This window comes from Arthrobacter flavus, assembly GCF_039526005.1.
In the GTDB taxonomy this organism is placed as follows: domain Bacteria; phylum Actinomycetota; class Actinomycetes; order Actinomycetales; family Micrococcaceae; genus Arthrobacter_D; species Arthrobacter_D flavus.
In genome coordinates this window covers 219681-246457 of sequence record NZ_BAAAIJ010000007.1, presented here as the reverse complement: position 1 = coordinate 246457, position 26777 = coordinate 219681, and the positions used below count along the sequence as shown (strand labels likewise).

At 61.3% G+C, this 26777-nt stretch carries 20 protein-coding genes and 1 riboswitch; of the genes, 8 read left to right on the top strand and 12 right to left on the bottom strand.

Annotation, left to right across the window (positions count from 1 at the left end; translation table 11 throughout):
* Window positions 1–14: 14 nt before the first annotated feature.
* On the bottom strand, window positions 15–2855 hold the full coding sequence (gene gcvP, locus ABD059_RS03430; protein ID WP_343877812.1) for an aminomethyl-transferring glycine dehydrogenase: 2841 nt from the start codon (window positions 2853–2855) through the stop codon (window positions 15–17).
* Window positions 2856–3014: 159 nt separating this feature from the next.
* A riboswitch (glycine riboswitch) is annotated at window positions 3015–3117 on the bottom strand.
* 115 nt (window positions 3118–3232) lie between these two features.
* On the opposite strand from gcvP, the gene ABD059_RS03425 reads away from it, so the two are divergent.
* On the top strand, window positions 3233–3412 hold the full coding sequence (locus ABD059_RS03425) for a hypothetical protein (RefSeq protein WP_343877811.1): 180 nt from the start codon (window positions 3233–3235) through the stop codon (window positions 3410–3412).
* Here ABD059_RS03425 and ABD059_RS03420 read toward each other — a convergent pair whose 3' ends face one another.
* The 5 genes from ABD059_RS03420 to ABD059_RS03400 all read right to left on the bottom strand — a co-directional run bounded on the left by ABD059_RS03420 (window position 3413) and on the right by ABD059_RS03400 (window position 9635).
* On the bottom strand, window positions 3413–3856 hold the full coding sequence (locus ABD059_RS03420; protein WP_343877810.1) for an AfsA-related hotdog domain-containing protein: 444 nt from the start codon (window positions 3854–3856) through the stop codon (window positions 3413–3415).
* Window positions 3857–5375: 1519 nt separating this feature from the next.
* The gene (locus tag ABD059_RS03415; RefSeq protein ID WP_343877809.1) at window positions 5376–5555 is read right to left on the bottom strand and encodes a CsbD family protein; all 180 of its coding nucleotides are present in this window, start codon (window positions 5553–5555) and stop codon (window positions 5376–5378) included.
* Between the two features lie 90 nt (window positions 5556–5645).
* Entirely contained in the window at window positions 5646–7112 is a 1467-nt protein-coding gene (locus tag ABD059_RS03410; protein ID WP_343877808.1) for a phytoene desaturase family protein, read from the bottom strand.
* Window positions 7105–8193 (bottom strand): lipid II:glycine glycyltransferase FemX, encoded by a 1089-nt coding sequence (locus ABD059_RS03405; RefSeq protein WP_343877807.1) that lies wholly within the window; start codon window positions 8191–8193, stop codon window positions 7105–7107. The genes ABD059_RS03410 and ABD059_RS03405 overlap by 8 nt, the downstream gene beginning before the upstream one ends.
* On the bottom strand, window positions 8190–9635 hold the full coding sequence (locus ABD059_RS03400) for a glycosyltransferase family 87 protein (protein WP_343877806.1): 1446 nt from the start codon (window positions 9633–9635) through the stop codon (window positions 8190–8192). The genes ABD059_RS03405 and ABD059_RS03400 overlap by 4 nt, the downstream gene beginning before the upstream one ends.
* Before the next feature lie 177 nt (window positions 9636–9812).
* On the opposite strand from ABD059_RS03400, the gene ABD059_RS03395 reads away from it, so the two are divergent.
* On the top strand, window positions 9813–10898 hold the full coding sequence (locus ABD059_RS03395; protein ID WP_343877805.1) for an inositol-3-phosphate synthase: 1086 nt from the start codon (window positions 9813–9815) through the stop codon (window positions 10896–10898).
* Window positions 10899–11058: 160 nt separating this feature from the next.
* On the opposite strand, the gene ABD059_RS03390 is transcribed toward ABD059_RS03395, so the two are convergent.
* The 4 genes from ABD059_RS03390 to ABD059_RS03375 form a co-directional block, all read right to left on the bottom strand.
* Window positions 11059–12750 carry a formate--tetrahydrofolate ligase gene (locus ABD059_RS03390; RefSeq protein ID WP_343877804.1) on the bottom strand — a complete coding sequence of 564 codons (1692 nt, stop codon included), beginning with the start codon at window positions 12748–12750 and terminating at the stop codon, window positions 11059–11061.
* Between the two features lie 99 nt (window positions 12751–12849).
* Window positions 12850–13614, bottom strand: a complete 765-nt coding sequence (locus ABD059_RS03385; RefSeq protein ID WP_343877803.1) for a phosphatase — start codon at window positions 13612–13614, stop codon at window positions 12850–12852.
* 45 nt (window positions 13615–13659) lie between these two features.
* Entirely contained in the window at window positions 13660–14907 is a 1248-nt protein-coding gene (gene mshA / locus ABD059_RS03380) for a D-inositol-3-phosphate glycosyltransferase (RefSeq protein ID WP_343877801.1), read from the bottom strand.
* A 271-nt stretch (window positions 14908–15178) separates the two neighbouring features.
* Complete coding sequence (locus tag ABD059_RS03375; RefSeq protein WP_343877800.1) at window positions 15179–15487, bottom strand: hypothetical protein; 309 nt, start codon at window positions 15485–15487, stop codon at window positions 15179–15181.
* Between the two features lie 493 nt (window positions 15488–15980).
* On the opposite strand from ABD059_RS03375, the gene ABD059_RS03370 reads away from it, so the two are divergent.
* Window positions 15981–17135 (top strand): DUF418 domain-containing protein, encoded by a 1155-nt coding sequence (locus tag ABD059_RS03370; protein ID WP_343877799.1) that lies wholly within the window; start codon window positions 15981–15983, stop codon window positions 17133–17135.
* 33 nt (window positions 17136–17168) lie between these two features.
* On the opposite strand, the gene ABD059_RS03365 is transcribed toward ABD059_RS03370, so the two are convergent.
* A complete protein-coding gene (locus tag ABD059_RS03365) occupies window positions 17169–17816 on the bottom strand; it encodes a histidine phosphatase family protein (protein ID WP_343877798.1) in 648 nt (215 codons plus the stop codon).
* On the bottom strand, window positions 17813–19252 hold the full coding sequence (locus ABD059_RS03360; protein ID WP_343877797.1) for a CCA tRNA nucleotidyltransferase: 1440 nt from the start codon (window positions 19250–19252) through the stop codon (window positions 17813–17815). The genes ABD059_RS03365 and ABD059_RS03360 overlap by 4 nt, the downstream gene beginning before the upstream one ends.
* Before the next feature lie 149 nt (window positions 19253–19401).
* On the opposite strand from ABD059_RS03360, the gene ABD059_RS03355 reads away from it, so the two are divergent.
* From ABD059_RS03355 to trxA, 5 genes are all read left to right on the top strand, one after another.
* Window positions 19402–19932 carry an NUDIX hydrolase gene (locus ABD059_RS03355; RefSeq protein WP_343877796.1) on the top strand — a complete coding sequence of 177 codons (531 nt, stop codon included), beginning with the start codon at window positions 19402–19404 and terminating at the stop codon, window positions 19930–19932.
* A gap of 45 nt (window positions 19933–19977) precedes the next feature.
* Window positions 19978–21756, top strand: coding sequence for a murein biosynthesis integral membrane protein MurJ (gene murJ / locus ABD059_RS03350; RefSeq protein ID WP_343877795.1), 1779 nt, complete (start codon window positions 19978–19980; stop codon window positions 21754–21756).
* 145 nt (window positions 21757–21901) lie between these two features.
* Window positions 21902–23359 (top strand): ABC transporter substrate-binding protein, encoded by a 1458-nt coding sequence (locus tag ABD059_RS03345; protein ID WP_343877794.1) that lies wholly within the window; start codon window positions 21902–21904, stop codon window positions 23357–23359.
* Window positions 23360–23491: 132 nt separating this feature from the next.
* Complete coding sequence (gene trxB, locus ABD059_RS03340) at window positions 23492–24556, top strand: thioredoxin-disulfide reductase (protein ID WP_343877793.1); 1065 nt, start codon at window positions 23492–23494, stop codon at window positions 24554–24556.
* A gap of 2 nt (window positions 24557–24558) precedes the next feature.
* Window positions 24559–24882 carry a thioredoxin gene (gene trxA, locus ABD059_RS03335; protein ID WP_019482057.1) on the top strand — a complete coding sequence of 108 codons (324 nt, stop codon included), beginning with the start codon at window positions 24559–24561 and terminating at the stop codon, window positions 24880–24882.
* Window positions 24883–26777: the final 1895 nt, after the last annotated feature.

Genomic DNA, 26777 nt, shown 5'->3' with positions numbered 1-26777 from the left:
GACGGGGGCGGGCCTTAGTCTTCGAAGGCCTCGATGGGCGGGCAGGAGCACACCAGGTTGCGGTCGCCGTGCGCGCCATCGATCCGGCGGACCGGCGGGAAGTACTTGTTGTGCTTGAGCGTGCGGACCGGGTAGGCGGCCAACTCGCGGGGGTACGCCTGCTCCCAGGTGTCACTGATCAGAGCGAAGGCAGTATGCGGCGCCTGGCGCAGGGGGCTCTGCTCCAGTGTGTACGTGCCGGCCTGCACCTGATCGATCTCACCCTTGATGGCGATCATTGCGTCGACGAAACGGTCCAGCTCACCGATGTCCTCGGACTCGGTGGGCTCCACCATCAAGGTGCCCGCGACCGGGAAGCTAAGCGTTGGCGCGTGGAACCCATAGTCGATGAGACGCTTCGCGACATCCTCGGCGGTCACCCCGGTGGCAGCGGTCAGGGGCCTCAGGTCCAGGATGCATTCGTGCGCAACCAGCCCCTTCTCCCCCGAGTAGAGCAGGGGGAAGTGTTCGGTCAGGCGAGCCGCAACATAGTTGGCGGCCAGCAGAGCGTGACCAGTGGCCGAGGTGAGCCCCTCGCCTCCCATCAGCGCCACGTACGCCCACGAGATGGGCAGTACGCCGGCGGAACCATACCGCGAAGCAGAGATCGGGACGCCTTCAGCTCCGGCGCCCTGCTGGGCTGCGTCTCCGGGCAGGAACGGTGCGAGGTGCTCGGCGACAGCGACCGGGCCGACCCCGGGCCCACCGCCGCCGTGGGGGATGCAGAAGGTCTTGTGGAGATTCAGGTGCGACACGTCGCCGCCGAACTCTCCCGGCTTCGCGAGGCCCACCAGGGCGTTGAGGTTGGCGCCGTCGATGTAAACCTGGCCGCCGGCGTCGTGCACCTGACCGCAGACCCACCTGACGTCTTCCTCAAACACCCCGTGGGTGGAGGGGTAGGTGATCATGATCGCCGAGAGCTGCTCGGCGTGCTGCGCGATCTTCGCGGTCAGGTCATTGTGGTCGATGTTGCCGTTGTCGGCGGTCTTGACGACCACCACCTTCATCCCGGCAAGCACTGCCGATGCCGCGTTGGTGCCGTGGGCGGAGGATGGGATCAGGCAGACGTTGCGATCCTGGTCGCCACGGGACCGGTGGTAGCCACGGATGGCGAGCAGCCCTGCCAGTTCGCCCTGCGAGCCGGCGTTGGGCTGGATGGACACCTTGGCGTAGCCGGTGATTTCGGCGAGCTTGTCCTCGAGATCCTCGATCAGCCAGCGCCACCCCTCGGTCTGGTGCTCGGGGGCAAAGGGGTGGATGGTGGCGAATTCAGGCCAGGAGATGGGCTCCATTTCCACTGTGGCGTTCAGCTTCATGGTGCACGATCCCAACGGGATCATGGTGCGGTCCAGGGCCAGATCCTTGTCGGAGAGACGGCGCAGGTACCGCAGCAGCTGCGTTTCGGAGCGGTGGCTGGAGAACACCGGGTGGGTCAGGTAGGTCGAGGTCCGGACCAGGTCGGCGGGAAGGCCAGCCGAGGCGGATTCCGGCTCGGCGACCTGCCCGACGCCGAACACCTGGGCCAGCGTGGCCAGATGCTCCTCGGTGGTGGTCTCGTCGCAGGAGACGCCCAGGTGATCCTCGTCGACGAACCGCAGGTTGATGCCCGCTGACTCCGCCGTGGACTGGAAGTCCCGCGCCTTGCCGGGCACGTTGAGGAGCAGCGTGTCGAAGAAGTCTGAGTGGACCACTGTCACCGCACCCGCGAGCGTCGCTGCCAGCGTGGCGGCGTGTGTGTGAACCCGTGCGGCAATCGCTTTCAGGCCGTCCGGGCCATGATAGACCGCGTACATGCTGGCGACGATGGCCAGCAGTGCCTGGGCGGTACAAATATTGGACGTCGCCTTTTCCCGCCTGATGTGCTGCTCGCGGGTCTGCAGAGCGAGGCGGTAGGCGGGTGCGCCGTCGGCGTCTTTCGACACCCCGACCAACCGCCCGGGAAGCATCCGCTCAAGGCCCTTACGGACCGCCATATACGCGGCGTGGGGGCCACCGAAGAAGAGGGGGACACCGAATCGCTGGGCCGAGCCGACGGCGATGTCGGCGTCCTGCTCACCCGGAGGCGTAATCAGGGTCAGCGCCAGCAGGTCCGCCGCCACGGTGACCAGAGCGCCGCCGTCGTGCGCGGCGGCGATCAGTGAACGGTGGTCACGAAGGGCCCCCGAGGCGCCGGGCTGCTGCAGGATGACGCCGTTGATGTCGCCGTCGGGCAGCCCCTGGCTGAGGTCCGCCACCTCCACCTCGAAGCCAAGTGCTTCGGCGCGGCCGCGAACGACGGCGATTGTCTGCGGCAGGCAGTCGGCGTCAAGCACTGTCTTGCCCTTGTTTTTGCCGGACCGGCGCATCAGTAGCGCAGCTTCAGCAACGGCTGAGGCTTCGTCGAGCAGTGAGGCGTTGGCGATGGGCAGGGCAGTGAGGTCCTGCACCATGGTCTGGAAATTCAGCAGGGCTTCGAGGCGGCCCTGGGAAATCTCGGGTTGGTAAGGGGTGTACGCGGTGTACCAGGCGGGGGCCTCGAGGACGTTCCGGCGAATCACCGGTGGCGTTACGGTGTCAAAATAACCTTGGCCGATCATCTGAACGGCAGTGGTGTTCTTGCCGGCGATGTCGCGCAGCTGCGCCAGGACCTGAGACTCACTGAGCGCGCCTGGTAGGTTCAGCGGTTCGGCCAAGCGGATATTGGCCGGGACCGCGACCTCTACCAGTTTATCGAGACTGGGGTAGCCGAGCAGGCTGAGCATCTGGGCGGCGTCTGTGGAGCGCGGGCCGATATGGCGGTCGGCGAAGGTTGATTCGGTGAGGGGCTGAGCAGTCATGGGAACTCCATTGATGAGGTCCGGGCGTCGGCGTCTGCCCGGACAATGGTGAGTTCCTCCCCGCTCTGTATGGGACCTGAGAGATTCCGCAGAACTACACGCCTGCTTGCACCGTCGGTGAGATGGACGTGGATCCGTCCGCCTGCTTTCCAGAGTTGCCTAGCCGCAGCGGTACTGGGCCTGAGAGATTCCTGGGGAGGATTTGCTCCTACGGCGCCCGCCGGAGTGTGTGTCTACGGAAGTACTCTCCCGCTGCAGATCAAGGGCTATGAAATTATGAGGATCGTGATCTAGCTTACTAGGCCGCAGACTGGAGTACCAAAAACGGTCGTCAGGTGAACCGGCGGGCAACCTGGACCTTGGGGGGGGGTGCCCCTATGGTTTTAGTCGAGAGCGCGTTCTTGAGTTGTTTGTTCCCGGAGCGTGCGGGGAATTCGCTGCGGATCGGGCTTATCGGGCTGATCGCTGGATTCGGCACCGATGTCCTCTTCACGTCGCTACATGGACTAGAGCTTCCCACCGGGATTATTGAATTCGGAGTCGACGAATGGATCTGATCAGTGCTCCCATTCACGGGAATGATTACCTACCTTCGGCTTTTTCAAAGCGACGTCGCTTTCATTTAACCGCCCTACCAGTTCTCCAGGAACACCCTGCTGTGCCGATGTCAAGACCGCGTCAGAACGCAGTGCACCCTTACGGATGCGTGCATAAACGTTGGAATCAACGACTTTCAGGTCGCCTATGCCTTTGGCCACGATGGTGCCCTTCACAGCAAATTCGACTGTCGTTCGAAAGGCAACCACGTCCGAGCCTCGCCATCGCACCTCAGTAACTGCGACGATGAGATCAACGTCCGCAGGGCGGTCCCCGACGGTCACCGACGCGTCAACTATGTCTATCTGCATGCGGTTCATTAGGAAACCGCTATCCATGGGGACACGGTAATTTGCATGCGCCAGACAGATGGTGGCTTGGCGAAGAGTCTCAGCGACGAGCAACGAGTCAACGAGTCAACGACACGACGTGTTTCATAGAAATAGTGGCGACGAGGCCACTGTGCCCCGATGATAAAGCTGTGAACGCTAAGTCGCTGCCATCCCGTCACAAAGACTTCAGCGACAGCCCATCGGTGAACCAGTTCGCGAGCGATCGTTGAATCATGTCTGGGACCCCAGCCTGATTCCTGACAACTCTCACGATGCTGCATAGCGCCCCCCATTGACTTGACGAACCCGCCGTAGGTATCAACTTTGACCTCAAAAGAAACAGGTTGCCCGCTATGCTAGCAGACGGAATTTCGGGATCGTCTAATCTGCTCAACCGAGCAAAGTCGGTTCAGTCTCATCCTCGCCAACCGGGTGAGTTGAGGGCTGGGACCCTGCCAGTCTAAGAACGGCGCACCGCGGCATTAACATCCACCTTCATGGCTGAACAACGAAAACCGTTTTGGCGATGCACCATAACTGCACCACCAAGACGGTGAGACCGAACCGCGATCTATCGCTTTGGGATCATAAACATCATGCAGGCCAGTCCTATTATGATTCCCGGCACCATGACGATCCCAGCGATTCTCGCAAGTTCGAGATCATACGATCCTTCGAGGTATCCAGGGACACTGACTGCGAACAGGGCCAGACCCACGATCATGAGTGCTATACCAACGGCAGTCCCAAGGACCAAGGTCCACCTCTGTGGTTTCGATCTTCGTGCTGCTTTCATCGGTTACACAACCTCTCTCGATAGTTATGAGATACGACTCTACTGAGTCCAGCACCATACAGTGCCGGTCCATGCCGCATTGATACCGACGCCCGCTCCCCAAGAATTGCAAACCGCCAAGAAGGAGGAGCTAACCAAAAGTGCCGCGACGACTATTCCCGCGATAGCAGCTCCTGCTCCTGTCCACGCCACGACGAGGCCGACCAATGTTGCCACCGCTGCACCGGCATTTGCCATATTGATGACGAACCAGGTTTGCGGCGAAGGTTGTCTTGCCGCTGCCGTCCACGCCGTCGATTGCCACGAACCGGCCTTCTGGACCGACAGCGCTGAGAATGCCTGTTGCCAGTGATTGCATGAACCTTTTCATATCGCAATGCTGCCAGAAGTGACCCCAAACCAGCCCCCGCAAGCCGATCCGTCAGCGGGACGGATCAACGGTCCGCGCCATCACGAATCTGCTAAAGACCTACTTCGCAGTAAATTCCCGTTGATTCGCCGCCAACACTGACTTCATGGCGGAGTGTGCGGACGCCTGCTGGTGGAACTGGCTGATAAACACCAAGTTGGATCCCATTTCGTTCCACCGCCCGCCACGCGGCCACCTGCCCATCAATACTCAATGCCCAGGTCGTCGCTAATTTGGGTGGTGATCCGCTCGAATACAACAACACCCGACATCTTGGAAAGGGGTAGGTCGTTATCGGGACCCTTAGTTTTCCGTCGGGCTGCCCACTCTTCAAGACGCGGCTCAGATGGGCCTCCGTGAGGACGGCGGGTTCAACACGAGAGAGGCTACTTGTCGCCCTTGAAAACGTCCTTGATGTTTTCGCCGGCCTGTTTGGTATGAGCAGAACCCTGATCGGCTTGGCCGTCACGCAACAGGTCCTGGTTGTCAGTAGCATCACCGACGGCTTCCTTCGCCTTGCCGGCAAGTTCTTCGGCCTTGTTCTTCGCCTTATCAATGAAGCTCATGGAAACCCTTCTCTCCTGGTAGGTGATAGCTCAATAGGTCAACTTTCAAAAAAGTACCTACAGAACTAAGACGTGCCCGCCGGAAAATCCTCACGGTGTTTTCCGCTGATCTTTTTGGAGACTCAGGCCGAGCGGCGGAACCGCCAGCCCAAACACTTGCCGCAAGGCCAGCCGTGCCGCATGGAAGCCGCCCATTCCGTGGACTCCCGGGCCGGGCGGTGTCGACGCCGAACACAGGAATACGCCATCCAGCGGCGTCCGCCAGGGGGCATGAGACAACACCGGACGCGCCAACATCTGCGACAGGGTCACTGCCCCTCCCCCGAAGTCGCCCCCCACATAGTTGGCATTCGAGGTGGCCAGTTCGGCCGCCGTCGTCGTGAATGAGCTGACGACGACGTCCCGGAAGCCCGGCGCGAACCGCTCGATCTGCGCGGTGATGGCCTCGGCCATGTCACGTGTGGAACCGCTGGGGACATGGCAGTACGTCCACAAGACATGTCGGCCCTGGGGTGCGCGCGATGGGTCAAACAGCGACGGCTGGGAGAGCAGGACATACGGATTATCGGCGTGTTTCCCAGCGGCCACCTGCGCTTCGGAGGCCACAATTTCCTCGCGGGTGCCACCCAAATGAACGGTTCCGGCCTGCGCAACGTCCTCGTTGCTCCACGGCACTGGACCAGACAGGATGAATGCCACCTTGCAGGCGCCATCACCGAACCGGAATCGCTGAAGGGCTCGTTCGTAGCTGCGCGGAAGCCTGCCCTCCGCTAGCTGCAGCAACCCCGGTGGGGCAATATCCAGCAGGACCAGTGGAACGCCACGCAGCTCGGACAGGGACCGCACTGCGTGGTCGGCGACAACTTTCCCGCCATGCGCCCGAATGTCATCGACCATGGCGTTGGCGATTGACTGCGATCCACCCAGTGGGATTGGCCAGCCGCCGGCGTGTGCCAGCGCGCCCAGAGTCAGTCCGGCTCCAGCAGAGGGGAGGGACGGCAGAGTGCCCACCGGGTGTGCCGCGACGCCGGTGAACAGCGCTGCGGCTGCGGCGGTGCTGAACCGCCGGTTCCAGAGCGGTGTCCCTTGGTCGAGGGCGGCCAGACCAAATCGCACCGCAGCCATGGGGTGGCGTGGCACCCTCAGCAGGTGGTTCAACGCTACATCGAGGGTGCCGTCGATGTTCCGCACGAGGGGCTCCATGAGCCTGCGGTAGGCGGGCCCGTCGCGCCCCAGCCCATCGGTGGTGCGCGCAAGGTCGCGGAACGCAACCCCGGCCCGACCGCCATCAAGTGGGTGTGCGTAGGAAATCTCCGGCACAGCGAAGCCGATCCGCCGCTGCAGTTCAAAGTGGGAGAAGAACGGGGAGGCAAGGGCCATTGGATGTACGGCCGAACAGAGATCGTTCAGGTGGTCTGTCTCGAGTTCACCGGTGCGGGCTCCGCCGCCAAGCGTCGTCGCTGCCTCGTAAACGGTGACGCTGAGGCCCGCGCGGGCAAGGACTACTGCTGCGGCGAGCCCGTTGGGTCCTGATCCGACTACTGCTGCGTCAGTCACCGCTGCTCCCCCGTCTCAACAGTGCACCGGTGCGCGCCCTGGCTGCTGCGGTGACCGACCGGGCGGCTGACGGCACGGTACGCCGTGCCGTGAGGGCGAAAGCAACCACTCGGTAGCGAACCGGGTCCAGGGGCACATCGTAGGTGGTCGGAACCTCGACGATGTTCTTGGAAAAGTTGCGTTTAAAGGTGGTCACGTTAATGAGCTGCGGGTAGTTCTCGCTCACGATGCCGGTCAACCCGCAGCTGCGATTGCCGGCCGCTTTGAGTTCTTTGAAGGCATGCCACAGGAGGAGGTAGGGGGCGAAGACTGTCCGGGCCGCCTGGGTGCTCGCCGCGAAGTAGTACACCGAATAACCACGGTACTCGGTGGTGATGAGCCAGCTAATCGCCTGACCGTCGAGGTAGGCGACCATCAGGCGGAGATGATCACCGAGTTGCTCCAGGAGTTGCTCGTAATAGGCTGACTCAAAGCTGGTGAAGCCATCGCGGGCGGCGGTCTCTTCCAAAATGGGGAACAGCTCGGAGCTGAAGACAGCCGACCAATCGGACCTCTCGATACTGCGGATCTCGACGCCAGCCCGTTCAGCCCGGCGGATGCTGTTGCGTGCATTTGGCTTGAAAGCCTTGAAGATTTCGGCCTCGCTGGGGGTGAGGTCAACGACGATCTCCCGCTCGTACCAGCCATGCTCGATTGGTCCAGTCGCCGGATCCTGCAGGTGCTGAACCTGAAGCCGAACATAGAGGGGCCTGACGGCCGGGTCCGCACCGAACTGCTCCCTGACGGTCTGCAGCAAGCGTGCTTCCAGGTCAGATGTGCGCTCAACGAACCAGACCGGCCCATTGACTGCAACCAGCGACTTCCTGAACCGCCTGCTGCTCCAGAGGTAACTGGCGACGGCGACCAGGGTAGCGCCGTCGTAATAGGCCCAGATCCCATAGGGAGTACGCCCACGGCTGGATTCGAATGCTGCCCACTGGGGGGTCTGTTCGAGCGGGATCAGCACTGCCGGATGGGCCGACGCCAAGGCTCCGAAGCCTTCCGTGCTGAGTTTCTCAAAGCGAAGGGCAACTGCGGTCACGGATGATCTTTCGGTTCAGGGGCGGGTCGGCTCAAGCGTACCCGAGTGCCGATTGCTGCGACGTGGCGTCGCCCGGATCTCCGATGGTCAGGTGCATGATCGAAAGGCCCACCCTGGGGATCGTCAATACCGAGGCGCCGGACGGGGTCCTGGCGGGGATCAAGAATGCTCTCGGTCACCCGATACATAATATATGCCGTTGCTAGCATATGTCCGAAAACGGCCAGCAAATAGTAGGGTAAGTCGATGTTGTTCTGCTGGTTACCGCCGCTGGCCTGCCACCCGAGGTACATCATCAGAGCCCACCAGTGGGCGGCCTCAAAGAGTTGCCACGTCAGAAAGGTCCGCCACTTCGGATAGGCAAGCGCCACCAGTGGTATCAGCCAGAGCGCGTATTGCGGCGAGTATTCCTTGCCGCTGAGGATCAACGCACCCACCAGGAGCAGAGCCAGCTGGGCCAGTCGCGGCCGCTGGGGTGCCAAGAGCGCAAGGGCAGCGATCCCCGCGCAGAGAAGGGTGAACGCCACCGCAGAGAGCACCGTGGCTGTGGCGGCACTCATTTCCCAGCCCCCCACGCGGGCCATCATCGAATTGTAGGCAAACCAGACGGATGAAGGTCCGGCTTCCCTGGTCAACGCGTCCGCGATCGGTGTGGTCCACCCTCGCGGGTCGTACACAGCGAACGGAAGGTTGACCGCCAACCACGTTGCAGCGAGTACGGATCCCGTCAAAGCAGCGCCCCTGAAGAGACGGGTGCGCCACGCCAGCAGTGAGACCGCGACGAAGATCAGCAGCGGATAGCCGGCGGCGGCTGTTCCGAGGCCGAGGAAGATTCCGGCTGAAACGAACCCGCCGCGGGCAAACCCCAACATACCCAGCGCGGCGAACATCACCGCCCAGAGATCCCAGCTGAGAAACCCGGCCACCACGATCATGGGTGCGACGGCGACCATTGCCGCATCCCACGGCCGCCGGTTGGCCATTCGCATGGTCGCGTAGACGGTGACCAGCCACGCTGCCACCGCCAGCACCGAATGCAGGTCGTAATACCTCAGCGTGCTTCCCGCGGGGACGAGTTGGGCGGTGACTCCCGCAAAAGCGCCCGTCAGCGCTGAGTGACCCAGCTGCAGGAAGGATGTCCCTGCACCAAGATCCGCAAAGGCCTCGGGCCACTGCGAATGACAGGCCCGGTAATAGCGGTCCGGACCCAACCACCCCTCCACCCGGCAGGGATTCCTGATCAGAACGGCAAGCGCCGCCGCCGCCGTCGTCAACAGGATCAGCACGCGTTCGACCGTGAATGCCCCGGGATCAATAGTGCCCGGGCTGGTCTTGCGGCCCAGCGGACCACCAATCAGTTCAGTGAATTCCCGCAACAGCGCATCGGCACGCGACGGCACCGAAATACGCACCGGCCGGCGCCGGGACTGACCGGTTCCCATCCCTGAAGCCTACCGATCAAGTGGGCCATCCACAGCGAATCTGACCGATATATCAGGATGTTGGAATGCTTCGGGACGATCGGGTGTTAAGAATAAGAAGTAGACTGGATTAGCTGTTTGATCCGTTGCGGGAAAAATCCGGCGGGTCGACATAAGAAGTGATTCAAGAGGAGAACAGTGGGAACTAACCCCATTAGGGTGGCAATCGTTGGTGTCGGCAACTGCGCGGCGTCACTGGTGCAGGGCGTACGTTATTACCAGGATGCGGACGCAACGGCGTCGATACCTGGCCTGATGCACGTCGAATTCGGTAAGTACCACGTCAATGACGTGGAGTTCGTTGCCGCATTCGACGTCGATGGCAAGAAGGTGGGGCTGGACCTCGCCGACGCCATCGGTGCCAGTGAGAACAACACCATCAAGATCGCCGATGTGCCCCCAACCGGTGTTAAGGTACAGCGGGGCCACACCCTCGATGGCCTGGGTAAGTACTACCGCGAGACCATCGTGGAATCCGACGCGGAGCCAGTCGATATCGTTGCCGAACTGAAGGCCAACAACGTCGATGTCATGGTGTGCTACCTGCCCGTCGGGTCCGAAGACGCCGCACGGTTCTACGCACAGTGCGCCATCGACGCGAAGGTGGCATTCGTCAACGCGCTGCCCGTCTTCATTGCCGGAACCAAGGAGTGGGCTGACAAGTTCACTGCCGCCGGTGTTCCCATCGTGGGCGACGACATCAAGAGCCAGATCGGGGCAACGATCACCCACCGTGTCATGGCGAAGCTCTTCGAGGACCGGGGCGTCACCCTCGACCGCACGTACCAGCTCAATGTTGGCGGCAACATGGACTTCAAGAACATGCTGGAACGCGACCGGTTGGAGTCCAAGAAAGTCTCCAAGACTCAGGCTGTCACGTCCAACGTTCAGGCTGATCTGGGCGAACGGAACGTCCACATCGGTCCGTCCGACTATGTAGCCTGGCTTGATGACCGCAAATGGGCGTTCGTCCGTCTCGAAGGGCGCAACTTCGGCGACGCACCCGTCTCCCTCGAGTACAAGCTCGAGGTATGGGATTCACCGAACTCTGCCGGCGTGATCATCGACGCCATCCGTGCGGCGAAGATCGCCCTCGATCGCGGGGTTGGTGGTCCTCTCCTCTCGGCCTCAAGCTACTTCATGAAGTCACCGCCGGAGCAGTACGCCGACGATATCGCCCACGAGAAGGTTGAAGCCTTCATCCGCGGAGAGCTTGACCGCTAGTCTGCGGGTCTAGTTTGCGCAGCAGCCGACTGTACGCGTAGGAAACACGGACAGGTGGGGCGGTAATTACCACCCCACCTGTCCGTGTTGCTGACGGCCATCCACTGGGTGAACGCCGCGAGGGCCGATCCCAGAAGGAACGGGCCCAGCAGGAATGGGCCTAGAACAGGCCGACCGCCCCGCCCTCGTCGTCGACGTCCATGCGCATCGCAGCCGGTTCCTTGGGCAGCCCTGGCATCGTCATCACCGTGCCGGTCAACGCAACAATGAATCCGGCACCAGTCTTGGTAATCAGATCCCGGACATGCACCGTGAACCCTTTCGGCGCTCCGAGAATCGCAGGATCATCGGAGAAGGAGTACTGCGTCTTCGCCATGCAGACCGGAAGCCCGCCCCAACCATTGGCTTCGATCTCTGCGAGCCTCCGCAACGCCGGTACTGAGAAGTCGACGCCATCTGCCCCATAGATTTCCTGCACAATGGTCCTGATCTTTTCCTCCACCGAAAGCTCAAGCGGGTACAGGTGACGGAAGCTCTGCGGCCCCGCCAAAGCGGTCAGCACCTTGGCTGCGAGTTCGTCACCGCCAGATCCACCGCCGCCCTGCCCCCAGACATCGGCCACGGCTGCTTCGATTCCCTCAGCAGCGCACCACGCGAGTAGCCAGTCCAACTCTTCCTCGGTGTCGGTTGCGAATCGGTTAATCGCCACCACCGGGACGATACCGAACTTCTCCACGTTGTGGACGTGGCGGCGCAGGTTGGCGACCCCTGATTCCAGTGCGGCCGGGTCGGATTTCTGCAGCTCGGTCTTGGCTACTCCACCGTGCATCTTCAGGGCCCGGATAGTGGCGACGATGACGACGGCGGCCGGAGCAACATCCGCATACCGCGCCTTGATATCCATAAACTTCTCCGCACCCAGATCGGCACCAAACCCTGCTTCGGTCACCACAATGTCGGCAAGTTGGCGAGCGGTGCTCGTGGCGATGACCGAGTTGCAGCCGTGTGCGATGTTCGCGAATGGGCCGCCATGGACGAGGGCGGGCGTACCGGCAATACTTTGCACCAGGTTCGGTTTGATTGCATCGCGCAGGAGCAGGGTGAGCGCGCCCTCCACCCCGAGGTCGCCGACCGTCACCGGTTTACGGTCGAAGGTGTAACCGAACGTGATCTTCGCCAGCCGGTGCTTGAGGTCCTGCAGATCCGAGGCGAGACAGAACACCGCCATAATCTCTGACGCAACAGTGATGTCAAAGCCATCCTGGCGAGGGGTGCCCTGTGTTGGCCCACCGAGTCCAATCACCACCTCGCGCAGGGCCCTGTCGTTCATGTCCAAGACCCGTTTGAAGGTGATCCGTCGCGGGTCGATGTTCAGCTGGTTGCCCTGGTAAATATGGTTGTCCACCAATGCCATCAGGGCGTTGTTGGCGCTCGTGACCGCGTGGAAGTCGCCAGTGAAGTGCAGGTTGATGTCCTCCATCGGTAGGACCTGCGAATAGCCGCCTCCCGTGGCACCGCCCTTCATACCCAGGATCGGCCCGAGGGATGGTTCCCGCAGAGCGATCATGACATTACGTCCGCTTCGTCCCAGAGAGTCCGCGAGCCCAACCGTGCAGGTCGATTTTCCTTCACCGGCGGGCGTGGGGCTCATTGCGGTCACCAAAACCACTTTTCCCGCAGGCTTCCCGGGGTTTGGAAGCAGCTTCGCCGTGTCAATCTTGGCCTTGTACCGACCGTAGTGTTCGAGCGCTGCGGTCGGTATGCCGGCTTTGGCGGCGATGTCGTCAATGGGTTGGATAGCTGCGTTTCGGGCGACTTCCAGGTCGCTCGTCGGGGTGGGCAAAGACTTCATTGTCAACAGTCCTCTGGGCTTGTGGCGCGTCGGGAGTGAGTCCCATAAGGTGCCGCGGGTCTGGGCACAGCGTCAAATCTACCAGCGGCATCCCGCGATTCAGCTCAGCCCGGACCGGTCCAACAGGTAGGCGATCATGGGTTCGTAGAGTCCGGGTGACACGTTGTCGTCAAGGGGAACCGCGACTTTTAGTTGCCCTTCTGCCTCTGAGACGAATAATCCCGGGTCGTTGCAGTCCGCGAACCCCACTGCAGGGATTCCTGCGCTGGCGGCAAACCCTGCCCAGCCGTGGTCGGCCACCACCAGGTCAGGGGTTGGCTCACCGAGTTCCGCGAGCAGTTCGAGGCTCAGCTGCATGGGTTCCGGCGAGTGAGTATGCGCCAGCCCGCCGTGCTGATGCCAGACGAGCACCCCGAAGAGTTGCCGGATGTCGCCGTGCCTGAACTGTTGCCCCTCAGGTACCTCGACCACCGTTGCGCCAGCCCGACGGGCCGCAGCGGCCAGCGCTGCGTGCACCGGAAGGAGACCGGCCGGGTGCCCAGTTGCGAAGAGGATGCGATGCCCGGCCGCCACCGCAGCTCCGAAAACCGATCCAAACCGGTCCAACGCGGCCACGCACCGTGCCGAGTCGATGGTGTCCTGTCCCGTCACGTGGTTGCGGTTGGGGCTGATCCCCACCCTGTCGCTCATCAGGTCGAACACCTCATCGAAACTCCAGGGGCGTGTGGTGCGGACACCAAACTCAAGGTGTTCGCTGCCCTCGAGGAATAGCTGCATGTGCCGCAGGTTGTCTTCGCGCGGGGTGGCTACCGCTCCAGTGATCTGGACAGAGTCAAGGTAGGCAGCAAGTTCGGTGGAGTTCACAGACCTATCCTAAGTGCCCTCGTTGTGAGCCAACGCGGAGGACTATCAGCGCGCTGCGGCTTCCTGGAATCGCTCGACGGCGGTGCGGTAGCTTTGCGCTGTGAGCAGGGCCGTGCGTTGCCACCCGAAGGCAAGGGCGTGAATGGCGGCGCCTCTGCCCAGCGACGTGCGGGTCGCGGCGTCGTCGTACATGGTTTCAAGTGCAGCCGACCATTGCTCAGGTGTGTGACCGTTAACCAGGGTGCCGGTCCGACCGTCGCTGATGGCCTGCGGCAGGCCCCCCACATTGGCGGCGAGCACCGGGGTGCCGCACGCCTGCGCCTCGAGCGCCACCAACCCGAATGATTCAGTGAAGGAAGGCATCGCCACGAGGTCCGCCGCACGGAACCAATGAGCCAGCTGGTTCGCCTGGACTGGCGGGTAGAGTCTCACCCGGTCCTGAAGACCGACGTCGTCAATGAGGGGCTGCAACCGCAGCGCCTCCGCACCACTGCCCGACCCCAGAATGCTGAGCTGCAGCGGGATGTCCGGGCGCCGTGACGCAAGGTCAGCGGCGGCGGCAACCAGCACCTGCGGTCCCTTCAGTTTCTGGATCCGCCCGGCGAAAACCACGTGAAAAGTGTCAGACGCGAAATTGAGGGATGCTCTAGATTCTGGGCGTGACTCGGGATTGAACGTGTCGAGATCGACACCGGGCGCCACGATATCCACTCTGTCGGGTGCAGCACCGTAGAGGGATTCCAACTCGGCCGCCTCGGTGGAAGTGTTCGCGATCAGGCGGGAGGCGCCGTCGACAATTGCCTGTTCCCCGGCAACCCGGACATCCGGCTCGGGTGTCCCACCAGCGTGCAGGCGAATGTTCTTGACACGTGCCATGGTGTGCATGGAGTGCACCAGGGGAAGGTTGAGACTGGCCCCGACGGTTAGACCGACGCTCCCGGAAACCCAGTAATGGGAGTGGATGACGTCGAAGTGGCCGTCCGCCAGGAGGTCAGTCACCTCGGCGATAGCATCAGTGAAGGATTCGGACAGGCCCGGCAGTTGTTCCTTGGGTACCCTGCGCTGCGGCCCCGCCCGAAGGTGTCTGACGATGACCCCTGGCGCGAGTTCCTCGGAGTGCGGTTGCCCCTCGGAGGCTGCGCGGGTGAAAATCTCGACGTCGATCCCGACGCGAGCCAACTCCAGGGCCAGGGATCGCACGTACACATTCATCCCTCCGGCGTCGCCGGCTCCTGGCTGATCCAGCGGGGAGGTATGCAGGGAGAGCATTGCCACACGCTTTACCGGAGGCATAAGTTCTCCTCTCCCCTGAATGCTCCCGATCTTATCGAGCGCTTGAATTGTCTGACAGTTAGCCGCCGCTACTGACCATATAACGTGCCGTGCAGGCTGCACATTCCGTGTCGGGCTGCAACGTGCCGAATTTTCGCGTCCGTTAAAGGCGGAAGCCCGCGCTGGGAAGCGCGGGCTTCTCTGGTGGTGGGACTAATGATGTACATCAGATCCTCCTTCGCGGTTGTTGAACAAGGTCATCAACGGGCCTCTCGCAGCGTGGATGAACCAGTTACTTGACGTACATGGTGTGCTGCGGCAGGACGAAGCGGTCAACCGATTCCCTCGCGCCGGGCGGGGGTGGGTCGGGTATTCGTTTCCACAGGGAGACGCTGTCTCTGAGCTTCTTCAGCATGATGTGCACCTCCTCTCGACGGGCATAGTTGGGCATGGCTGGTACTGGCGAATCGGACATCCCGGTTTCCGGATCTCCGGTGGTGGTGAGATTGCCGGCCATAATGAACTCGCCATGCGGTCGGATCGGACGCTCTGGGGTGGCTGGTGGGACTGGGGAAGTGGAACTGGTCAGCAAAGTGGACACAGGGGTCTCCTGAATTTGATGGTGCCAAGGGATTCCTCGATCGAGGAGGGCGGGCAGACAGTGCACGCAACAGAGAGGCGGAACCCGCCTGAGCAAAAAAGGGATACCGAGAGAGGGTCGTCCCCCGCCAAACGGGAGGGCGACCGAATCAGCAGTTAGCTAATGCGCAGCAACGGAGGCCGAACTGGTGTACGCGGTAAACGATCGGCGTAGCTTTGTATTCACAGTTCCCACCTCCCTTTCTTCTAGTGCGCCAATAGAGACAGTGCCGAAATCCATCAAGCGATCACTCGATTGAGAACTCCCAATGGCACAAATCAAAGCTACCCCACTGGACGGTCAATCGCCTAGGGCTTTTGCCTGCCAATTGTGAATTGTTTTGCCCACCCCTGGTCTTTTGGCAGCTACAACCCCTTTCGGCCCGGCTAGCGCTTCCCAGTTAGGCTGACAGCATCCTGCGACTGCGGGTTCTGACCAGTGAGATGGGGCAGCCGTGGAAAGACTCCGAGAGCTCGACGGTCTTCGCGCCTTCGCGCTCTTTGGCATTCTGACAGTGAACATCTGGTTCTTCGCCGACCCCTGGGCCTTCACCGGCGACCTCAGCTCGGACCATTCCTCGCCGTCGGACATTGCAGTCCGGTTCATCGTGACGATGCTGTTCGAAGGCAAGTTCTACATTCTGTTCGCGTTTCTCTTTGGTTACGGCTTCGCCCTGCAGGAGCGGGCCGCCGTCCGGGCGGGCGTGCCGCTGGGTCCTCGCATGCTGCGCCGTTTGGCGGGGCTCGCGATGCTCGGGCTGGCTCATGGCTTCCTGCTGTTTTTCGGCGATATCCTGTTGACCTATGCGGTCATGGGGGTGGTCCTGTTCAGCGTTCGGGCCATAAGCGCGCGGACGGCCGTCGTGATCGCCGTGGGCATAACCGTGAGCATCTCCCTGTTGTTGACCCTGGTGGGAGCCTTCGTCGCTGCTGTTGGCGATCCAGTCGGCGACGGCGTGATCCCCGCCCCGAGCGTCGCAGCCCTCACCGCTGGTCCGGGGTCCGCCCTGGCAGTGAATGTGGAAAACTACCTCATCGCCCTCCCCTCAGTGATGCTTTTCCAGGGACCCCTGTCCCTGGCGATGTTTCTTCTGGGTCTCGCCGCCGCGCGGAGAGGGATCCTCGAACGACCCGTCAGCAGTTCAACGCTGCGTCGGATTGCCATCATCTGTCTGCCGATCGGCTTGTTCGCCGCTGGGGCCCAGTCCGCCTTGCTGTATTACGCCGACCGCGACCGGTTTTCTCTGGTCTCGACCGGCATCACCACGTTAACCGCGCCCCTTCAAACGGCCGGGTACGTGTGTTTGTTGCTGCTGGCTTTTCGCTCGCCGCCAGGACAAGCCGTCCTGGGCGCCCTGGCTCCGGCCGGACGAATGGCGCTGACTAACTATCTGGGCCAGTCGCTGGTGCTCGTGATCGTTTTCACTGGTGTTGGCTTCGGGTTGACCAATGTCCTGCCGCCGGCCCAGGTGATGGTTGTCGTCGTCGTCCTGTTTGGTGCCCAGCTGGCGCTCAGCCGACTCTGGTTATCTCGATTCGGGATCGGCCCGATGGAGGCGCTGCTGAGGCGGGTTACCTATCCGGGGTGGGAACGGAAGCCTCCAGCCTGACCGGTTCACCAACAGAACGGCTTCAGTCGGGTGTCAAAGATTCCAGTGCACAATGGCCGGTGTCCGCTTGTCCCAGCCCAGAGCGCACACCGCTGCGGTGCCGAGGACGAACCGTCGGCCCTGGCCGGGGTCCATCTCCAGCCACCGTGCGGCGACCACCCGCAGGAAGTGCCCGTGCGCCACGAGCAGAACGTTCCGGGCCGGATACGCGGAAGGATCCTGGTCTGCTGGGGTACCGCAGCCCGCCTGGACCGTTGAGACAACCCGGTCTGCGCGCTCAGCAACCTGGGCGAGAGTTTCACCGTTCGGCACGCCGTCATTCCAGATCAGGTACCCGGGATTCTCCGCGCGAACCAGGGCGCTGTTGCGTCCCTCGTTGTCGCCGTAATCCCACTCGTGGGCATGCGGAAGAATCTCCGGATCAGGGAAACCCGCCAGCTGCGCCGTCCGGACCGCGCGCTGCAACGGTGAGGACAAGACAGTGTCGAATGTTATCCCTCCGAGGTGCCGTGCAGCGTCGACCGCCTGCTCCTCGCCGCTGGCGGTCAAGGGCAGATCGGTGAGACCCGTGTAGTTGCCGTCCCGGGACCACTCGGTTTCCCCGTGCCGCATCAGCCAGAGGAGCGGCAGCGGAGTTCCTGCTGGGGTCAGGTCTGGCGAAGCGGCGCCGGAGAGGCTCATGATGTCGCCGACTCTGGTTGTGACGCCCACCAGGTGCGGAGCACCGCCTCGGCTTTTTCGGCTGACTGCGGTCCATGTTCCATTCGTTCCTCCAACAGGAATCGGTACGCCCGACCAACCACCGGGCCGGGTTTGATGTTCAGCAGTCCCATGATCTGGGCTCCGTCGAGGTCCGGGCGAATGGATTCCAGTTCTTCCTGTTCGGCCAGCGCCTCGATTCGCGCTTCCAGGTCGTCATAGGCGAAGGCCAGCCGCTCCGCCTTGCGCTGATTCCGGGTGGTGACGTCCGAACGCGTCAACCGGTGCAGCCGTTCCAGTAGATTCCCTGCATCGTTGACGTACCGGCGCACCGCGGAGTCGGACCAACCGGCCTCGCCGTAGCCGTAGAACCGCATATGCAACTCCACCAGCCGGGCCACAGCCTTGATCGAGTCGTTGTCGAACCGCAGGGCCTTCATTCTTTTTGCGGTGAGTTTGGATCCCACCATGTCATGGTGCCGGAAACTGACCGCCCCGGAGGGCTCAAATTTACGGGTGGCGGGTTTGCCGACGTCGTGCATCAACGCGGCAAACCGCAGCACGAAGTCAGGTCCGGGTACGGCTCCGTCAGCGCCCGTTTCCAGGCGGCAGGCTTGCTCGAGCACAGTCAACGAGTGCTGGTAGACATCCTTGTGGCGGTGATGCTCATCGATTTCCAGTCGCAGCGCCGACACCTCGGGAAGCACGTGGTCGGCCAATCCGCTTTCTACCATCAGGTCGATGCCCCGCTGAGGTGCATCCCCCAGGACCAGTTTCACCAGCTCGTCGCGGACCCGCTCGGCCGAGATGATGGTGATGCGTTGGGCCATGGCTGTCATCGCCTCAGACACATCAGGGGCCACCTCGATCCCCAGTTGGGAGGCGAAGCGTGCGGCCCGCATCATGCGCAGTGGATCATCCGAGAACGACGACGACGGCGCCCCGGGGGTCCGCAGCAGCCCCGCCTTCAGGTCCTTGAGGCCCCCGTAGGGATCCACCAGCTCCATTGACGGAAGCCGAAGCGCCATGGAATTGATGGTGAAATCACGACGCAGCAGATCATCCTCGAGCGTGTCCCCGAAGGCCACAACCGGGTTACGGGACGCGGGGTCGTAAGCCTCTGCCCGGTAGGTGGTCACCTCGATCATGAATCCGTCTTTCCGGAGACCGATAGTGCCGAAGTCTCTGCCCATCTCCCAGTAGGAGTCGGCCCACGGGCGGATGACGTTCAGGGTCTGGTCCGGTGTGGCGTTGCTGGTGAAGTCGAGATCCGGGGAGGTGCGGTTCAGGAAGAGGTCACGCACCGGCCCGCCCACGAGCGACAGTTCATATCCGGCGGCGACGAAGAGCCGTCCCAATTCGGTAACAACCGGGGGTAGCGGAGCGGTAAGGGTTGAGTTGTCTAACAGGTGCACCATAGTGCTTAAAGGGTGCCAGATGCTCCGGCAAATTCCACTATGGGGGTGGTGGGTGCCGGCACCGGTCGACACGCTGGTACCGGCCCGGGAGGACGGTCGAGCTTGCCGATCGTCATCAACCGAAGCGAAAGATCGTTAGAGTGGACTGCATGGACCGTCCTGTTCCAAGCGCACCCAAGCGGACCCCGTTGACAGTGTCAATGGGCAGTGCTGGCGCGCCCCAGGTCCACCAGTCACTCCCAACCGTCGAGGAAGTCTCTGCAGGCGGCATAGTGGTCGACACCTCCGATGAGCAGCTCAACGTAGCAATCATTGCCCGGCTGAACCGTGGCGGCCGACTTGAGTGGTGCCTTCCGAAGGGTCATCCCGAAGGTAGAGAGAACAATTCCGAAGCGGCGGTGCGGGAAATCGAGGAAGAAACCGGCATCAAGGGCCGGATTCTTGCTGCTTTGGGGAGTATCGACTACTGGTTCACCGTCAGCGGGCACCGCGTTCACAAAACGGTTCACCACTATCTTCTGATCTCCACTGGTGGCCAGCTCACCATCGAGAATGACCCGGACCACGAGGCAGTCGATGTGGCCTGGGTTCCGCTGGCTGAGCTGGGAAAGAAACTTTCCTTCCCCAATGAGCGCCGCATCGCTGACCTCGCCCGGGAAGTCCTCCCGGACTACCTATAGGTCCGCGTTATCGCCACGGGGCCAGTGGTGAGACGATAGACAACGATGTCGGACTCAAACACAGCCTCCCTCCCCGTTCAGGACGCTGGGGTACTGCCCAGCCGTCGTGTGATTCAATCTGGCGACACCGCTGAGCCCTCAGGCGACGACGGCGTGCGCTCTTCCGCTGAAGCCCCGGACACGACGGCGCGCTCGAGCGCCATCATGGCGGCGGGAACCCTGGTGTCTCGAGTGCTCGGACTGGTCCGGGTAGCGCTCCTCGCGACGGCGCTCGGCGCCTCCGGCGGGGTGGTGGATGCATTCTCCATCGCCAATAGCCTGCCAAACTTCATCTATCTGATGGTTGCTGGCGGAGTGTTCAACGCAGTCCTGGTGCCGCAGATCATCAAGGCGACGCAGAACCCTGACCGGGGTGCCGACTTCATCAGTCGCCTCATTACCCTCGCTGTTATAGTCCTTCTGGTCCTGACTGCCCTGGTCACTCTCGCCGCACCACTGATCATGACACTGGTCACCGACTTCTCGGGTGAGCGCCTGGCGCTGGCCACCATTTTTGCCTATTGGTGCCTTCCGCAGATCTTTTTCTATGGCCTCTACGCCATTGTCGGTCAGGTCCTCAACGCCAATGGCTCCTTTGGCCCCTACATGTGGGCGCCGGTCGCGAACAACATTGTGTCGATTGCTGCGCTGGTGGCCTTCATTGTTTTGATGGGGTCACAGCTCGATAGCTCGCACACACCGGAGTCGTGGACCTCACCCCAGACACTGCTGCTCGCGGGGGGTACCACTCTAGGGATCGTCATTCAGGCGTTGGTCCTTTTCTGGCCGCTGAAGCGGCTCGGGTTGGGCCTGAAGCCAACATTCGGATGGCGAGGGGTGGGATTGGGCCGCACCGGAAAACTCGCTTCCATCACCATCATCACCATGCTGGTGGGCAACGGTTTGTACCTGGTCAACATCCGTGTTGCTTCGATCGCGGCCGAAGCACGCCCGGACTATCTCGCCAGGGTGCCGCCGCAGCAAATCGCGGGACCTTTTAACCTGGACATCGGAACAATGGTGTACGTCCTGCCCCATTCGGTGATCGCCCTTTCCATCGCCACGGTGATGTTCAACCAGCTGGCGGCAGCCCATAGTCGCAACGATTTGGCCTTGATCAAGGAGACACTGTCACGGGGCCTTCGCATCATGGGGGTGGCAACAGTTTTCGGTGCGGCAGTTCTCCTGGCGCTGGCAGTACCACTGGGGATGCTGTTCTCCGGTGGGATCCGGCCAGACGGTGCACTCAACGCGGTGCTCATTTCTCTGCTCGCCATCGGAGCACCTTTCCTCAGTGCCAACTTCTTCCTGAACCGGGTCTTCTATGCAGCCGAGGACGCCGTCACTCCGCTAAGGATCCAGCTCATCCTGTCCGTAATCGGAGTGACGCTGGCTCTCATTTCCGGGACTTTTGCGCCGGAGTACATTGTTCCACTGCTGGCTGTCAGCTACTCGCTGGGCAACATCATCGCCGTCGTCGTCAGCCACACGTTCCTGGTACGCAAGATCGGCTCCTACGGTGCGGGCCGCGTCTACGATGTCCACGTTCGGCTTGTCCTCGCCGGAATGGTGTCCGCTGCGGTCGGTACCGGAACGCTCTGGCTCTTCGGTGGCTACAGCATCGAAGGCTTTGTCTGGCAATCAGTCCTCGCCGCTTTCAGCGTGCTCGCAGTCTGTGGCACGCTGATGGCGCTCGTCTACCTGCTCATGCTCAAGGTTCTGCGCATCAAGGAGCTTGATGAATTCCTGGCTCCCCTCCTGTCCCGATTCACCCGTACCACGTGAAATCGGCACCGGCATGCGAGCTGAAAACCCGCGGATCCGCGGTGCTGACCGGTAGCATTGGTGGGAATCATCTGCAATTGACTTCACGCGCTGACCAGGATTCTGTTCAGCGCCCCAGCATCCATCCATTCCGCGGGAGGAACACGTGCCACAACCAGTAGACGTCGGATCAGTATTGGGAGGCCGCTACAAGGTCACCGCCTACGTACTGGCTTCTGCTGACCGGGACCTCGTGCTCGACGGTATGGACCAGGTGCTGAATCGCCCAGTCAGCATCCTGGTCGCTTCAGCTTCCAACGCCGGCCAAATAGCGGCTACCGCCCGGGAAGTAGCCACCGGTGAACGGGCGGGAAACATTCAGGTTCTTGACCTGGGCGTCACCGATGAGAGCACCTATCTGGTCACCAACCGCGCCTCCCCGGCTGATTTGTTGGATCTCGTCGTCCCTCAGGACGCACCGTTTGTGGAACCTTTTTTCACCGACACCCTTGGATCGGAAATCTTCGGCGGTCCCCGCTCCACCGAACCCGAGACGTACGACGACGATTACGACGACGACGACGACGACCAGCCCGAAAAGAAGGCCCGGCTGCCCAAGGCCCGGCTGCCGAAGTTCGGCAAGGGAGCTGCAGCAGCTGGCGCCGGTGTCACGGCGGGAGCCGCCGACGGAGGTCCCGCACCCACCTCAGCCAACCCGACGTCCGCCTCGTCGGCGGTTCCCCCTGCACCGGATTCGGCACCCCGTGTCGAGGACCAGCCAAAGGTTTCCCTCTGGTCAGACAGCGACTACAACGCCGACGCAACGCGTGCAGACGATTCAGGCCGGGCCGCGTCGCACTTTCCCGCTGCGGCCGCCTCCGGTGGTAAAGCCCCTGACGAGTATGACGAATATGACCCAGCTGAGGATAATGACGAGGGCAACAACCCAAAGTACACCCGGGTTCTCGTCGGAGTGGTGCTCGCAATCATTCTGGTGACTGTCGTTGCCCTGTCCGTCAACCAGCTCAGCAACTACTTCTCGCCTGACCCCCTGGCTGGCACTGACACCACCCAGGTGGCGGAGGAACCGTCCGATGATGTCGCAACCACTCCTGCCGAAGGACCGGAGGAAAATCCCGAACCAACGGTGGAAGCAGTTGAGCCAGTCGCGGCGAATGTGACACGCCTCGTGCCGGATAACCCCGAGCTGAACGCTGAAACCGACGCGGATCTCCCTCTGATTATCGATGGCAATCCTGGTAGCTTCTGGGGCAGCCTCGTCTACGCGAACGAGACTTTTGGCGGTTTGGCCCAGAACATGGCTCTCGTCGTCGAACTGGAAGAAGAATCAACAATCAGCCAAATCCAGATCGAGCAGCTCAACGGCTCCGGTGGCAGCTTCACGGTTCTCCTGAACGACGAGCCCACGCTGGAAGGCGCTGATCAGATTGCGCAGAGCTCCTTCACCGGGCCGACAATCAACATCCCTGTCCCACCAAGCGCGGCTGACCAGCCCGCCACCGCTCAGTACATCATTGTCAACCTCACCCAGCTTCCGCGCTTGACCAACGTCCAAGCCGTCTTCCCCTGGGGGGTTCGGATAGCGGAAATCAGCGTCTCCTGAGCTTCACCTCTCGTTGACCGGAGCGTTTCGCGGACGGAATAAGCTTGACCCAGAAGCGGTTCTTATAAATGACCGCTCAGCCGGGCCCCAGGCTTCAATAGTGGTGTCACCAAAGGAAGGTCTACCAAACCCGTGAGTACAGAAACCGGCACAACCGGAACCACCAGCACCGATCCACAGAAGATCCACGATGTGATCATTGTGGGCTCAGGTCCGGCCGGCTATACAGCCGCCGTGTACACCGCCCGAGCGAACCTGGCACCTCTGATGATTGCCAGTTCCGTCAAGGCAGGCGGTGAACTGATGAATACCACGGATGTGGAAAACTACCCCGGCTTCCCTGAAGGCGTTATGGGACCAGATCTGATGGAGCAGTTTGAGAAGCAGGCTGTCCGGTTCGGCACAGAGATCCTGTTTGAGGATGTCACCTCGCTTGAGCTGTCCGGAGCGGTCAAGAAGGTCACTATCGGCACAGGTGAGATCTTCAGCGCCCGGTCCATTATTGTGTCCACCGGTTCCGAGTATCGCGAACTCGGGTTGGAGGATGAGAAGCGTCTGTCAGGACACGGTGTGAGCTGGTGTGCAACCTGTGATGGGTTCTTCTTCAAGGACCAGGACATCGCGGTGATCGGCGGTGGCGACTCTGCAATGGAGGAAGCCCTCTTCCTGACCAAGTTTGCTCGCTCAGTAACCGTCGTCCATAGGCGCGACACCCTTCGTGCATCCAAGATCATGCAGGATCGCGCTTTGAGCCACGAGAAGGTTCGTTTTATCTGGAACTCCGAGGTGGTGGGAATAGACGGCGACTCCAAGGTAACCGGATTGCGCCTGGCAAGCACTGTAGACGATTCAACCCAGCATCTACCTGTCACCGGAGTTTTTGTTGCTATCGGCAACGATCCGCGCGTGGACCTGGTCCGGGATGTGCTCGAACTGACCACCGAAGGCACCATTGCCGTGCAGGGCCGCACTTCCAAGACATCTATCCCCGGGGTGTTTGCCGCGGGGGATGTGATCGACCCTACCTACCGTCAGGCCATCACCGCCTCCGGCTCCGGCTGTGTCGCAGCAATAGACGTGGAGCATTATCTCGCGGACCTCGGAGACTCGGTAGACACGGCAGCGGAAGTCCCGACACCGCCAGCCGAACACGTCTCGGAAGAAGCCCGCGTATCCATCACCACCCAAGGAGAGTAGCCATGACCGCAAGAGAAGTTACCGACGCGTCCTTCGACGCCGATGTATTGAAATCAACAAAACCGGTGCTCGTCGACTTCTGGGCCGAGTGGTGTGGGCCGTGCCGTAAACTTTCGCCCATCCTGGATGAAATCGCTGGAGAGCACTCGGAAAAGGTTGATGTGGTGAAGCTGAACGTCGATGACAATCCGGCTACTGCTGCAAAGTATGGAATCACTTCCATCCCGGCTGTCTATGTTTTTAAGGACGGGGTAGTCGCAGCGCAGTCCATCGGTGCGAAGCCGAAGCAGGTTTTGGAGCAGGAGTTTGCTGACTTCCTCAAGTAAAGAAGTCTAATTCTGCATTTCCCTAAAAAGGCTGCCCCTTCTCTACGAAACGGCAGCCTTTTTAGTGCCCAGTCACTGTTTCACGTGAAACCCGAATCACCACTTTGTGTCACCCGGTCGCGAAGTAGCCCACGATGTCGCGTCTCACTCCCTCGCAGCGTCGATAATCAGAGCCGCAAAGTCCCGCCTAGCCACAGATTCAAAGCCGCCCGGATACGAGGGTGCTCGTCACAGCAGCAAGCCAGGACGAGAGACGCCAGCTGTTTCACGTGAAACAGCTGGCAGTTATGCGAATGCCGAGAGTCACTGATGCAGGGATCGGCCCCAACGCCTTGCTAGCCTGAGCACACTGCGACCATCACAGCGGACCTTCTGATAGCGATCCTTCACACTGCTCGAGCCCTTGCATCAGGACAGAAACGGTTGAGCACCCGTTACAGTTTGGAACACCGAACCAAGAAGAGACCATATCTGCGGATAATGCAAGAGGCCATGGACATCACAGGACGCCCCTTAGTGAACCGCGCGGAGACGTTCGACCCAGATCAGTCCCGTCCAGCCGGATAGACTGTCCACATTCGTGGGTATCAGCAGCGCCCCTAGTCGCCGGGCCTAACTCAGTTCATGGGGAACCACGGCAGCAGCGGGTGACATCCCACTTCACAGTCAATTCCCTGGCCAGCCAATTCCCTGATACCTCTATCGTGCCGACGACTAACCGTGGACTATGGGCGCCCAAAATCATAGATGTTCGGGCGCGCAGCAGTCGTTCCACGTGAAACCAGTATCCACCAGGGAGTGTTGCGCAAGGTGATCAAGTCGAAGACGCAACTCTTCGTACTTCGGTTGCACCAGCACGGACGTCGATTATTGGAGTGTTCTCCGCCCCACGATCGTTCCGGCCGATGAACTGACATCCCAGACGACGACCCAAGACAGCGAAACCAGGTGTCCTCGATCAGAAGACCAGCCAGAACCAGCCAATGATGTCGAACTGAGCTAGCAATGTAGCTTAGCGATCCAGCATTTGGGGCACTCGGGAAAGACAGGCAGAGATATCGACCCGATACTTGCCTAGCAGGATCGGGCCAGGCAGTGTTGATGAGTAGTTTCACGTGAAACCGTCTTTCCCGCAGTCATTGCAAAGCAGTCAGCCCAACAGGCGGTGTCTGCACCGTCATCGGGGACCGTGGATGCCAAAACCGCCGCTTATCAGCGGTTGAATCATCTCCCAAACCTGACAGGAACTGATGAGCCAGGCGGAGACAGTCCTCACCAACTATCAGGGTAGATCGACCTGCTCCGAGAGGACTGATCTGCCGCTAAGGTCACGCGCGGCTGTTCTAAATCAGGCAACCACGTGCACCGGTGCCCGTATGCCTCGTTGTTTCACGTGAAACGCTCCTTCTTGCCGTCATTGCAAAGCAGTCAGCCCAACAGGCGGTGTCTGCACCGTCATCGGGGAGCGTGGATGCCAAAACAGCCGCTTCCCAGGGGTAGAACCACCTCCCAAACCTAATAAAAACTGATGAGCCAGGCGGGGACAGTTCTCACCAACTATCAGGCTAGATCGACCCGCTCCTAGAGGATTGATCTGCCGCTAAGGTCACGCCGGGCTGTTTAAGATCAGTCAACCACGTGCAGCGGTGCCCGTATGGAGCGTTGTTTCACGTGAAACTAGATCTGCGGCCGCCCACGAGCCACGGAGTTAGAAATTGCTTTTCGGGCGACTGGATGCGCGAGTTGAGAGTTTCCAGCGATTTGAGTGTGTCCCGCGATCACCGGTTGGTATCGGAACCTAACAACCCGGTCTTGTGTGAAACAACAAATGATCGGAGGAGTTAGAACAGCCGATCGCGGAGGATATGACTAAACAGGACAACATCCTCACCTCA